Raw genomic sequence first — 13,107 nt, 5'->3', positions numbered from 1 at the left:
CTTGGTGCCTTCTGGTGTTGTGGCTGGGTGGGATGCCGATGCCGGTGCCGATGCCGATGCCGATGCCGATGCCGATGCCGATGCCGGGACTGCGGCTGCTGTTGGTGCCGGTACTGCGGCTGCTGGCGGTGCCGATGCCGGTGCGGGTGTCGATGTGGCGCGGGTGAGGTCGGAGCTCACTGCTGTGTTGCCGTCGTACATGGTGCCGTCGGTGTTCGTGGTGCTGGATGCTTTGCCGTTGAATGTGAACGGCAAGTTGGATCGTAAGGCGTTGCCGGAGCCGGAGTTCGAGGTTCAGGTGTTTCGTGCGCCGTCGACTCCGATCGAGGAGATCGTGGCGTCGGTGTATGCCGAGGTGTTGGGTGTCGAGCGTGTCGGTGTCGATGATGATTTCTTCGCGCTCGGTGGTAACTCGTTGCTGGCAACGCAGGTGGCGGCGCGTATCGGTGCGGCGTTGGATGCTCGTGTTCCGGTGCGTGTGCTGTTCGAGGCCTCCACCGTGGCCGGACTCGCCACGAAGGTCGAACGGGGCTTCGGTGCGGGCAAGCGCACCCCATTGATCGCCGGACCGCGTCCGGACCGCGTCCCGCTGTCGTTCGCCCAGCAGCGCATGTGGTTCCTCAACCAGTTCGACACCTCGGCCTCGGTCTACAACATCCCGGCCGCGATCCGCTTGTCCGGCGACCTCGACGTGGCCGCGTTGCAGGACGCCGTCGCCGACATCGTCGCGCGTCACGAGATCCTGCGCACAATCTACCCGCAGACGCCGGACGGCCCGGTACAGCGAATCCTCGCTCCGCACGAGGTGCCGGTGGATCTGGCGCCCGTGCAACTCGATGACGAGGACCTCGCGCTCGAGGCGCAGCGGACCGTCGCCGCCGGCTTCGACGTGACCACCGAGGTGCCGTGCCGCACGCGGCTGTTCCAGCTCGCCGGCACCGAGTACGTGCTGGTCTTCGTCGCGCATCACATCAGCGCCGACGGCTGGTCGATGGGCCCGCTGACCAGGGATCTGATGCTGGCCTACGTGGCGCGCAGCGGCGGCCGCGAGCCGTCCTGGGCGCCGCTGCCGGTCCAGTACGCCGACTACGCGCTGTGGCAGCGCGAGGCGCTCGGCGCCGACGACGACCCCGAGTCGCCGGCGGGCGCGCAACTGGCCTACTGGACAACCGAACTCGCCGACCTGCCCGACGAGCTGAACCTGCCCGCGGACCGCCCGCGCCCGCCCGCCCAGTCCTTCGCGGGCGGCCGTACCGATTTCGTCGTCGACGCCGACGTGCACGCGGCGCTGGCCGACCTCGCGCGGGAGCACAACGCCACGTTGTTCATGGTGGTGCACACCGCGTTCGCGGTGTTCGTGGCTCGAATGTCCGGCACCGACGACATCGCCATCGGCACGCCCGTCGCGGGCCGCGGCGAGGTCGAACTCGACGATCTGATCGGCATGTTCGTCAACACCTTGGTGCTGCGCACCCGGGTCGCGCCCGATCTCGGCTTCACCGAGCTGCTGGCCCGCACCAGGGAAACGGATCTGCGCGCCTTCGCCAACGCCGACATCCCGTTCGAGCGGTTGGTCGAGGCGCTCGACCCGGAACGCTCGGCCGGTCGCCACCCGCTGTTCCAGGTGGCTCTGTCGTTCGAGAACCTATCCGCGACCAGCTTCGAACTACCCGGTCTGAGCTTCACGGCGCTCGACCCGGCCGCTGACACCGCTCAGTTCGACCTGCTGCTGACCGTGCGCGAGCAGCGCACCGAGTCGGGCGCGGAAGCCGGTATCGCCGCCGAATTCACCTACGCCCGCGATTTGTTCGACGAGCGGACCGTCGTCGAATTCGGCCGCAGGTTCCGTCGCGTCCTGGCCGCGATCGTCCGGCATCCCGGCACCGCGGTCGGCGATCTGGAGATCCTGGACGACGCGGAGCGCGCCGACCTGATCGCCCGTACCGGCGCACCCGCCGTGCCGCCGCGCACGCTGCCGGACCTGATGGCCGCCGCTGTCGCCGTGAACCCGGCCGGTGTCGCCGTGGTCGCCGACGACCGCACCTTCAGCTACGCCGAACTCGACGCGGCGTCCGCGCAATTGGCGCGCGCGCTGATCGACCGCGGGGCGGGGCCGGAGGTACCGGTCGCCATCGCGCTCCGTCGTTCGGTGGAAGCCGTGCTGGCCCTGTGGGCGGTGGCCAAGACCGGGGCGGCGTTCGTCCCGATCGACCCGGCCTATCCGGCCGACCGCATCGCGCACATGGTCGCCGATTCCGGCGTTTCGCTCGGCGTGACGCTCACCGCCGAGCTGGAGAATCTGCCCGTCCTCGCCGGCGGCACGTGGGTCGCTCTGGACGATCCCGACTTCACCCACGACGTCGCCGTGCGCTCCGACCAGCCGTTGCGGCCCGCCGAACTGCGCGGAGCGCTGCGCGCGGGCAACGCCGCGTACGTGATCTACACCTCCGGCTCGACCGGTCTGCCGAAGGGTGTCGTGATCACCCATGCGGGCCTGGCGAATTTCTGCGTCGAGCAGGTGGAGCGCTACCGGCTCGATCCGTCCGCCCGTGCGCTGGCGTTCGCGTCGCCCTCGTTCGACGCGTCGATGCTGGAACTACTGCTCGCGCTCGGCGCCGCGGGCGGGCTCGTGGTAGCGCCGCCGCTGACCTTCGGTGGCGAGGAGCTGGCCGAACTGATTCGCGCCGAGCGCGTCACGCACGCCTTCCTCACCCCCTCCGTGCTCGCCTCGCTCGACCCGGACGCGCTGACGGGGATGCGGACCGTCGTGGCGGGCGGTGAAGCGGTGCCCGCCGATCTGGCGGCCAGGTGGACCACCGTGCCGGAGCGCGATTTCCACAACGGCTACGGGCCGACCGAGACCACCATCATGACCAACATCAGCGATCCGCTGCGGCCCGGCGAACCGGTCACGATCGGTGGTCCGATCCGCGGCATGCGGTCGCTGGTGCTCGACAGCAGGCTGCGTCCGGTGCCCGAAGGTGTCACGGGCGAGTTGTATCTGGGCGGCATTCAGCTCGCGCGCGGCTACCACGCACGTCCCGCGCTCACCGCCGCCCGGTTCGTGGCCGACCCGTACGGCGCACCCGGTGAGCGCCTCTACCGCACCGGCGACTTGGTGCGCTGGCGTCGCGCCGGGACCGCGCCGGTGGTGGAATACGTGGGCCGCAACGACTTCCAAGTGAAAGTGCGCGGCTTCCGCATCGAACTCGGTGAGATCGACGCCGCGCTGGCGGCGCAGCCCGAGGTCGGCTTCGCGGTGACGCTCGGGCGTGCAACCCCATCCGGCGCGACGATGCTCGTCTCCTACGTACTGCCGGCCGGGGATGCCACGGTGGACCCGGCCGTGCTGACCGAGCGGGTCGGGCGCACGCTGCCGGAGTACATGGTTCCGACGGCGATCGTCGTGCTCGACGCGATCCCGCTGACGCCGGTGGGCAAGCTGGATCGCAAGGCCCTGCCGGAGCCCGAGCTGGACGCGCGCGCCCACCGTGCCCCGCGGACGGCGGCCGAACTCGTGATCGCCGAGGTGATCGGCGAGGTGCTCGGCGTCGACCGGGTCGGCCTGGACGACGACTTCTTCGCCCTCGGCGGCGACAGCATCGTGTCCATCCAGGTGGTCTCCCGGGCCCGCGCACGCGGGGTGAGTTTCTCGCCGCGCGACGTCTTCGAACATCGGACCGTCGCCGCGCTGGCCCGCGCCGCCGCCGTCGCGGGCGGCCCCGGCGACGAGGCGGGCGAACTACCGCTCACGCCGCACGCCGCGCGGATGCTGGACGAGGGCATCGAAGTGCGAGCCGTCGCGCTCGACGTCCCCGAGACCTGCCCCGTGGAGACGGTGCACGGCGCGGTGACCGCCGTGCTCGACCAGCACCCCATGCTGTGGGTGCAGGTGCGCTACGACGACGAAGGCGCCGCGTCGCTGCGCATTCCCCCGGCCGCCGAACGTACCGGCGAGGCGTTCCGCAGGCTGGACCCGCAGCGTGGCGAGACGTCGCTACCCATCGACGACGTGGTGCAGGCGGTCGCGGCCGCACTCGATCCCGAGCAGGGCCGCAACATCTACTTCGTGCTCACCGGTGGTCCGGAGGGTCGCTCCACGCTCATCGTCGTTGCCAGCAGCCTCGTGGTGGACGACGTCTCCTGGCGGGCCATCGTCGACCAGCTCACCGCCCGCTGGAACCGGGCACGCCACGCCGCGCCCGCGGGCCCCGAATCCGGTCTCGGCACGCTCGTGCGAACCTTGTCGGCCGCGGCGCACGATCCGGGCACCGTAGCCGAAATGGATTGGTGGCGAAGGGCCCTGGGCACGGTCGCGGAGGGCGCCGGCACCGACGGCCGAGATCTGCGCGCACGCAGCCGGGTGTCGCTGACGATCACCGCGGAGGGCGCGGAGGCCGTCGCCGCGGCCGCCGAGGCGTACCACGCCGGGGTGGACGACATCCTGCTCACCGCATTGGCGCTGGCCCTGCGGACCTCCGCGGGGGAGGCCGTCACCCGCGCCATCGGTTCGGTCGTCCGGCTGCCCGCCGACGGTCGCGCGGCCACCGGGGCCGACGCGGAGAGCACCGTGGGCGGCTTCGTCACCGAATTCCCGCTGCCACTGCGGCTGACCAGGATCGACATCGATGACGCCCTGATCGGCGGTCCGGCGGCGGGCACGGCGATCGCGCAGATCAAGGAGCTGCGGCGAGCGGTGCCCTCGCACGGTGTCGGCTACGGCCTGTTGCGCCACCTCAACGCCGAGACCGCCGCCGAACTGCGCGGTCTCGGGCGCGGCCGGTTCGCGCTGCGCTACCGGGATCTGCGCCCGGCGCGGGTGCACACCGACATCCCGTCCGACGATCTGCTGCTCGTGCTCACCGTCGACGCCACGGACGACGGCTTGCTCGCCCGGTTCGACTTCGCCGCCACGGCATTCCGCGGCGAGGACGCGAAAACCTTCGCCGAGCACTGGATTCGCGCACTCGGCGGCCTGGCCGAGCACGGCCTGCGCCCGGACGCGGGCGGCTTCACCCCGTCGGACTTCCCGCTGGTGCGGCTCAAGCAGCCCGATATCGATCGCTTCGCGCGCGCCTACCCGGACCTGTCCGACGCCTGGCCGCTCACGCCGCTGCAATCGGGGATGCTGTTCCACGCCCTGCTCGCGGAGCACTCGGTGGACGTCTACACCACTCAGTTCGTGCTCGATCTCGGCGGTGCGGTGGACGCCCACCGGATGCGGGCGGCCGCGCAGGCGGTGCTGGACCGGCACGACAACCTGCGGGTCGCCTTCGCCGACGACAGCGAGGGCAAGCCCGTGCAGATCGTGCAGGATGCGCTGGAGGTGCCGTGGCGGCTGATCGACCTGTGCCACCTGGAACCGGCCGCGGCCGCCGCCGAGCTGGAGCGGATCGAGGCGGCCGATCTGGCCGACCATTTCGACATGCGGACCGCCCCGCTGCTGCGTTTCGCGCTGATCCGGTCCGCCGCCGCCCGCTACCACCTGCTGGTGACCAGTCACCACATTCTCATCGACGGCTGGTCCATGCCGCTGCTGATGAAGGATCTGCTCACGCTGTACGCGTTCGGCGGTAACTCCCGGCATCTGCCTGCCGTACCGCCCTACCGCGACTACCTGGCGTGGCTGGTCGCGCAGGACACCGAAGCGGCCCGCGCCGCGTGGCGCGGCGCGCTGGCCGGTATCACCGAGCCGACGCCGTTGGCGCCGGTCGACCCGGGCCGCGAGATCTCCGCGGGCGTCGGCGAAGTCGGGTTCGAGCTGTCGCAGGCCGACACCACCGCGCTGACCCGGCTCGCGTCGGGGCTCGGCGTCACGGTGAACACCGTGGTGCAGGCGGCCTGGGGTCTGCTGATCGGACGCACCGTCGACCGCGACGACATCGTCTTCGGCGCCACCGTGTCGGGCAGGCCGCCCGAGCTCGACGGCGTCGAGGCGATGGTGGGGCTGTTCCTCAACGCGATCCCGGTGCGGGTGCGCCTGGACGCGACCAGCACGCTGAGCGGGGTGCTGCGCCGGTTGCAGGCCGAGCAGGCCGCGCTGCTGGACTACCACTACCTGGGCCTGAGCGACATCCAGGAAGCCGTCGGCGTGGAGGGGTTGTTCGACTCGCTGGTCGTGTTCGAGTCGTTCCCGGTGGACCGGGAGGGCCTGGACCAGGCCGGCGCCATCGACGGCATGAACGTCACCGGTGTCGGCGCGGTCAACGGCACCCACTATCCGTTCACGGTGATGGTGGTGCTGGACAGCCGGTTGCGCGTCTCGGTGAAGTACCTGCGCGACGTGACCGGCGAACCGGCGGCGCGTGCTCTCGCGCAGCGGCTCGCGGCGCTGATCGACCGTTTCGTGACCACCCCGCAGGCGCGCGTCGGCGAGATCGACGCGCTGCTGGACGACGAGCGCGCCGAACTGGCCGCGCGCAACGCCACCGGTGTGCCGGAGTTCCTCGACGACGCGACATTGCCGACGCTGTTCGACGCACAGGTGGCGCGCACACCGGACGCGCCGGCGGTGCGCTTCGGCGAAACCGTGCTCAGCTACGCCGAACTCGACTCGCGCGTCCGGTCCCTGGCCGTGGAGCTGATGCGCTGGGGAGTCGGCCCGGAGACGCTGGTCGCCGTGGCCATGCGGCGCGGCATCGATCTGGTCGTCGCGATCTACGCGGTGTTGCGGGCCGGTGGCGGCTACGTCCCGATCGATCCGGACCACCCGGCCGAGCGCAGCGATTACGTCCTCGGCAGCGCCGCTCCGATCTGTGTGCTGACCACCACCGCCGACGCGTTCGACACCGCCACCGATGTGCCGGTGGTCGCGGTGGACACGCTGTATCTGGCTCCGTACGAAGGCCGGTGGCCCCAGGAGCACGGGTATCCGGACACCGTCGCCTATGTCGTCTACACCTCCGGCTCGACCGGTCGGCCCAAGGGCGTGATGATCACGCACCGGCAGATGGTCAACCAGTTCCGCTGGGCGCAGGCGGCCTATCCGCACGACGGCGGCGACGTGGTGCTGCACAAGACGCCGATCACCTTCGACATCTCCGCATGGGAGTTGTTCTGGCCGTTGCAGACCGGCGCGTCGATCGTGATCGCCGCGCCCGACGGCCATCGCGACCCCGCCTACCTGGCCCGCCTCATCATCGAGAACGCCGTCACGACGGTGCATTTCGTGCCGTCGATGCTGGACGCGTTCCTGGACCCGGCCGCGAATCCGGCCGCGGAGTACCCGTCGCTGCGGCGGGTGTTCGCCGCGGGTGAGGCGTTGTCCGGGGAGACCGCGGCGGCTTTCGCCGCGGCCGTGCCCGGCGCCGCGCTGGTCAACTGGTACGGCCCGGCCGAGGCCACTGTGGTCACTGACCATCCCGTGCGCGACGGCGCCGCGGCGGCGATTCCGATCGGCGTTCCGGTGGCCAACACTCGCGTGCACGTACTCGACCGGCACTTGCGGCCGGTGCCGCCGGGCGCGGCGGGTGAGTTGTACGTCGCGGGTGTGCAGTTGGCGCGCGGCTATCTCGGCGCCCCGGCTCTCACCGCCGAGCGTTTCGTCGCCGATACGGGCGGCGCCAGGCTCTATCGCACCGGCGACATCGTGCGCTGGCGCGACGGTGCGCTGGAATATCTGGGCCGCGGCGACTTCCAGGTCAAGCTGCGCGGCCAGCGCGTGGAACTCGGTGAGATCGAGGCCGTGCTGACCGGCCATCCCCAGGTGCGGCAGGCCGCGGTCTCGGTGCTGCGTGGCGCGACCGGTGACCGGCTGGTCGCCCATGTGGTCGCCGCGCCGGGGGAGACCGTCGACGAGGCCGCGCTGCTGACACACGTCCGCGCCGCGCTGCCGTCGTACATGGTGCCCTCGGCTGTCGTCGCGCTCGCCGGGCTTCCGCTCAACGCCAGCGGCAAACTCGACCGCAAGGCGCTGCCCGAGCCGCGGCTGGTGACCCGTCCGTACCGGGCGCCCGGCACGCCGCTGGAGCGGACCGTGCTCGAGGTGTTCGACGAGGTGCTCGCGTCCGGCGCCGGACAGCGGGTCGGCATGGACGACGACTTCTTCGATCTCGGCGGCACCTCGCTCGTCGCCACCCGCGCGGTCAGCAGGCTGCGCGCGCTCACCGGCGCCGAGGTGCGGGTGCAGTGGTTCTTCACCGATCCCACTCCGGCGGCGCTGGCGGCCCGGATCCAGGTCGCGCTGGCCGACGACCACGACTACGACCAGGATTCGAACGCGGCGCTCGGTGTGCTGCTGCCGATCCGGACGATGGTGCCGCACGACGTGGCCGCCGCCCAGCCGCTGTTCTGCCTGCATCCGATGTACGGATTGTCTTGGTGCTACGCGGGTCTCGCCCGTTACGTGCCCGCGAGCACGCCGATCTTCGGCCTCCAGTCGCCCGCGCTGACCGAGGAGGGCTACCTGCCCGAGTCACTGGCCGAGATGGCGCACCGCTATGTGGCCGAGATCCGCGCGGTACAGCCGCACGGGCCCTACCGGCTGCTCGGCTGGTCGCTCGGCGGTGTGCTGGCGCACGCGGTGGCGACGCAGTTGCAGTCCGCGGGGGAGGAGATCGGGCTGCTGACCATGCTCGACAGCCACCCCGACATCGACGTCACCGACTTCCGTGCGGCGATCCGCGAGGCGCTGGCCGAACTGGGCATCGGCGCGGACGCGCTGCTGCCCGGCGACGGCGACATCCACGACCTGAGCGAAGAGGCGCTGGCCGCGCTGCACGCCACCATCCCGCCGGACATGGCGGTGCTCACCCCGGAGCGGGTGCGCCGGATCTACCGCAGCGCGGTGCGCTCGGCCGAGCTGATCGCCGAGCACCGGCCTGCGGTCTTCCGCGGCAGGCTGGACTACTTCAGCGCGGCCGGTCACGAGACCGCGGCGGACGGCTGGCAACCTTATGTCGACGGCCGGGTCGACGATCATCCCGTCGGCGTCCCGCACGATCAGATGACGGCGCCGGAAGCGCTTGCGCAGATCGGTCCCCGATTGTCCGAATTGCTGGACCCCCCGCGGTGGGAAGCGACACGGAACGTGGGGCGGTCATGATCGAACCGACACCGTTCGGGCATGATGGGGCAACGGTGCGGTAACGAAGTCCCCTGTCGTGACGACTACATAGGCCGTATGGTCGGGCGTGGTGCGTGGGCACCCACCCCGGCGCGTGGGGCATGCAGAGCGAATCTCGAGACGAAGCGAAGGTGCGAAATTGATACGTCGACAGAGCCGGCGCGGTGGCCTGCGGGTCGCGGCCGCGATCGCGGCAACCGCGGTGCTCGCGGGAGTGATGACCGGTCTCGGCGCGTCCAGCGCGACAGCTGATCCGATCATCGATTCCAAGAGCCTGCTGGGCAACCCGGTCGCCCCGGACGGTTCGCGTATCACCAAAGCCGAGTACAAGGACGAGCGCAGCATCCGCTTGTACGTGTACTCGGCGGCGATGGACGAGAAGATCATCATCGACGTCCAGCGCCCGGCCGACGCCTCCGTGCCGCGTCCCACGCTGTACCTGCTCAACGGCGCGGGCGGCGGCGAGGACGAGGCCTCGTGGCAGGCGAAGACCGACGCGCTGCAGTTCCTGTCGGACAAGAACGTCAACGTCATCCAGCCGATCGGCGGCAAGTGGAGCTACTACACCGACTGGATCAAGGACGACCCGGTACTCGGCCGCAACAAGTGGAAGACCTTCTTCACCGAGGAGCTGCCCCCGCTGGTGGACGGCGCGCTGGGCACCAACGGCGTGAACGCCATCGCGGGCCTGTCCACCTCGGGCACCACCGTGCTGGCGCTGCCGATCTCCAAGCCGGGCCTGTACAAGGCCGCCGCGGCCTACAGCGGTTGCGCGCAGACCAGTGACCCGGTGGGCTCGGAGTTCGTCAAGCTGACCGTCGAGACCTGGGGCGGCGGCAACACCGACAACATGTGGGGTCCGGAAGGCTCCCCCGACTGGGTGGCCAACGACCCGTACGTGAACGCCGAGGGGCTGCGCGGGCTCGACCTGTACATCTCCACCGGCAACGGCCTGCCCGGCCAGTACGACACGCTCAACGGCCAGTACGCCCTTCCCGGCGCGTACGGTCTGGCCAACCAGATCGTCATCGGCGGCGTGATCGAGGCGGGCACCAACTACTGCACGCACAACCTGCAGAACCGGCTGAACGAGCTGGGCATCCCGGCCACCTACAACTTCCGTAACTCCGGCACCCACTCCTGGGGCTACTGGCGCGACGAGTTCCTGCTGTCGTGGCCCGTGCTCGCGAAGGGTCTCGGCATCTGATCGCCACCGCGCTGATGCGCGAAGCCGGGACGCCCGGCTGAACACCCCGACCGCCTGGTCGCCGCGCTGCGGCAACCAGGCGGTCGGTTTTTGTAGGCCGAACGGCAACGAAAAGTTCGGGTACCCGTAAAATTCTGTTCGTGGGTATAACGTTGGTCGAGTCGACCAGGTCCGTCACCGGGCGAGCACGTGCCGTGACGGTCCTGCTGGGGCCCGCGTTCGTCGCGGCCATCGCCTATGTCGATCCCGGCAACGTCGCGTCGAATATCAGCGCGGGCGCGCAATTCGGCTACCTGCTGGTGTGGGTGATCGTCCTGGCCAACGTGATGGCGGGGCTGGTCCAGTTCCTGTCGGCCAAGCTCGGGCTGGTGACCGGCTGGTCGCTGCCGGAGGCGGTACGCGAGAAGGCGAGCGGCCCGGTCCGGCTGGCGTACTGGGGCCAGGCCGAGACGGTCGCGATGGCCACCGACCTGGCCGAGGTGGTCGGCGGCGCGATCGCGCTGCACCTGCTGTTCGGCCTGCCCATGCTGGTCGGTGGCGTGATCACCGGCGCCGTGTCGATGGGCCTGCTGGTGGTGCAGGACCGGCGCGGCCAGCAGCCGTTCGAGCGGGTGATCACCGGGATGCTCGCGATCATCGCGATCGGCTTCCTGGCGAGCGTGGTGATCTCCCCGCCGTCGGTCACGGGCACGGTCGGCGGTCTGCTGCCGCGCTTCCAGGGCACCGAGAGCGTCCTGCTCGCCGCCGCCATGATCGGTGCGACGGTCATGCCGCACGCGGTCTATCTGCATTCCGGTCTGGCCCGCGACCGGCACGGGCATCCGGCGGCGGGGCCGCTGCGCACCAGGCTGCTACGGGTCACCAAGATCGACGTCGGCCTGGCCATGGTCCTGGCGGGCACGGTGAACCTGGCCATGCTGCTGATGGCGGCGGGCACCCTGCGCGGGCGGGACGTCGAGACCATCGAGGACGCGCACGCCGCCGTCGGCGACGTCCTCGGCCCGGCCGCCGCGCTGCTGATCGCGATCGGCCTGCTCGCCTCCGGCCTGGCCTCCACGTCGGTCGGCGCCTACGCGGGCGCGATGATCATGCAGGGCCTGTTGCGCAAGCGGATCCCGCTGCTCACGCGCAGGCTGATCACGTTGATCCCGGCCGTCGCGGTCCTGGCCACCGGAATCGACCCGACGCGCGCGCTGATCATCTCCCAGGTGGTGTTGTCGTTCGGCATACCCTTCGCGCTGATCCCGCTGGTGCGCTTCACCAGCGACCCCGAGCTGATGGGCGAGGACGTCAACCGCCGGCTGACCACCGGGCTGGCCTGGGCGGTCGCCGCGATCATCTCCGTTCTCAACGCCGCCCTGATCTATCTCACCGTCACCGGGCGGTAGCCCGCCCGGTGCGGCGCGCCGATCAGACCCAGTTCTCGATCCAGTACTTCCAGATCCGCGGCGCGTAGGCGTCCAACGGCGGCACCCGGATGTCGGTGCCCGCCAGCGCCGCGCTGGTGTGCCTGCAGTCGAACCAGCAGGTGAATTCGCTGTGCTCCAGCACGTCCAGCGGCACGCCGACCCGGGGCAGCAGCCAGTTCGCGCCGGGGACGCGCAACATCATGTTCAGCGTGCGCTTGGGCACGACCTCCACCAGGTGTGGCGCGCCCGCCTCGTCGGCGAACAGGTTCAGCGCGTCCACCGCGCTCTGCCTGCGCGGATCCACCAGGTGGTAGGTGGTCTTGTCCGAGCCGGAGCGGTGCGCGATGTGGTCGAGGGCGCGGGCGACGAAATCGACCGGAACCATGTTTGTCTCGCCCAGCTCGGGCACCAGCACCGGCAGCAGCCGGGGCAGCTGCGCGGCCATGCGCAGCAGCCGGAAGAAGTAGTACGGGCCGTCGATGCGGTCGATCTCGCCGGTCCTGGAATGCCCGATCACGATCGAGGGCCGGTAGATACGCCAGCGAAGGGGCGAGTCGCGCACGATTCGTTCGGCCTCGAACCTCGCTCGTTGCGCGGGTGTGGTGAGCACTTGGCCGTGATCGAACATGTCCTCGGTGAACAGGCCCTCGCTGGACCCGGCCACCTCCACGGTCGAGACGTGGTGCAGCAGATCGGCCCGCAGCTCCTCGGCGACGTCGACCAGGTTCCTGGTGCCGCCGCCGCGCTCGGTCAGGTCGTAGCCGGCGGCGAGATGGAAGACGTGCTCGATGGCGCCGCGATGCCGGGCCAGCCAGGTCGGGTCGATGCCCAGCCCCGGGGCGCCCAGATCGCCGCGCACCGGACGGACGCGGTCGCCGCCCGCCCATTCCTGCGCGCAGCAGGCGAACCGGTCGGCCGAGGCGTCGCCCGGCCGGACCAGTACATGGATGTCACCCTCGCGTTTCAGCAGCTCGGGGATGAGGAACCGACCGATGAACCCAGTTGCCCCGGTAACCAGGTAAGTCATAGCCGATGAACATAGTCGCCTGCCGGGCGGTACGTTCCGGCGGGCCGATCAGTCGGCGAAGACGGGCTTGCGCTTGGTGAGCATCGCGGTGGCGCCCTCCATGAAGTCGGGGGAGCGCAGCAGCTCGGTCTGGCCCGCCTTCTCCGCCGCCAGGGCCGTGTCCAGCGCGGTCAGCGTGGCCTGGTTCAGCGCCTGCTTGGTGAGCTCCAGCGCGCGGCGCGGACCGGTCGCGATCTTCTCGACCCCGGCCTCGACCGCGGCATCGAGTTCGGCGTCGGGCACGACCGCGGTGAACAGGCCGGCGGCCGCGGCTTCCCGGGCGGGCAGCCGCTCGCCGAGCAGTGCCATCCGCGCGGCCAGCGGGCGGCCCGGCCGCCGCCGCGACCAGCGCGGCCGCGCC

At 70.8% G+C, this 13,107-nt stretch carries 4 protein-coding genes and 1 pseudogene; 3 read left to right on the top strand and 2 right to left on the bottom strand.

Annotated elements, in window-relative coordinates:
- Window positions 1–163: 163 nt before the first annotated feature.
- The 3 genes from ON29_RS25360 to ON29_RS25350 all read left to right on the top strand — a co-directional run bounded on the left by ON29_RS25360 (window position 164) and on the right by ON29_RS25350 (window position 11,659).
- A complete protein-coding gene (locus ON29_RS25360; protein WP_245549105.1) occupies window positions 164–9,043 on the top strand; it encodes a non-ribosomal peptide synthetase in 8,880 nt (2,959 codons plus the stop codon).
- Window positions 9,044–9,281: 238 nt separating this feature from the next.
- Window positions 9,282–10,271: an alpha/beta hydrolase gene (locus ON29_RS25355; RefSeq protein WP_040870159.1), complete on the top strand. Its 990-nt coding sequence runs from the start codon at window positions 9,282–9,284 to the stop codon at window positions 10,269–10,271.
- Between the two features lie 134 nt (window positions 10,272–10,405).
- Window positions 10,406–11,659, top strand: coding sequence for an Nramp family divalent metal transporter (locus ON29_RS25350; RefSeq protein WP_373283919.1), 1,254 nt, complete (start codon window positions 10,406–10,408; stop codon window positions 11,657–11,659).
- Window positions 11,660–11,681: 22 nt separating this feature from the next.
- Here ON29_RS25350 and ON29_RS25345 read toward each other — a convergent pair whose 3' ends face one another.
- Complete coding sequence (locus ON29_RS25345; RefSeq protein ID WP_040870156.1) at window positions 11,682–12,707, bottom strand: SDR family oxidoreductase; 1,026 nt, start codon at window positions 12,705–12,707, stop codon at window positions 11,682–11,684.
- A 48-nt stretch (window positions 12,708–12,755) separates the two neighbouring features.
- Window positions 12,756–13,107, bottom strand: a pseudogene (locus ON29_RS25340) (enoyl-CoA hydratase-related protein); the annotation flags it as partial.

Origin of the sequence: Nocardia exalbida NBRC 100660, from assembly GCF_000308575.1 — a bacterium.
GTDB classification, from domain to species: domain Bacteria; phylum Actinomycetota; class Actinomycetes; order Mycobacteriales; family Mycobacteriaceae; genus Nocardia; species Nocardia exalbida.
Note: the sequence above shows the minus strand (reverse complement) of the source record. Positions and strands in the feature narration are given on the sequence as shown.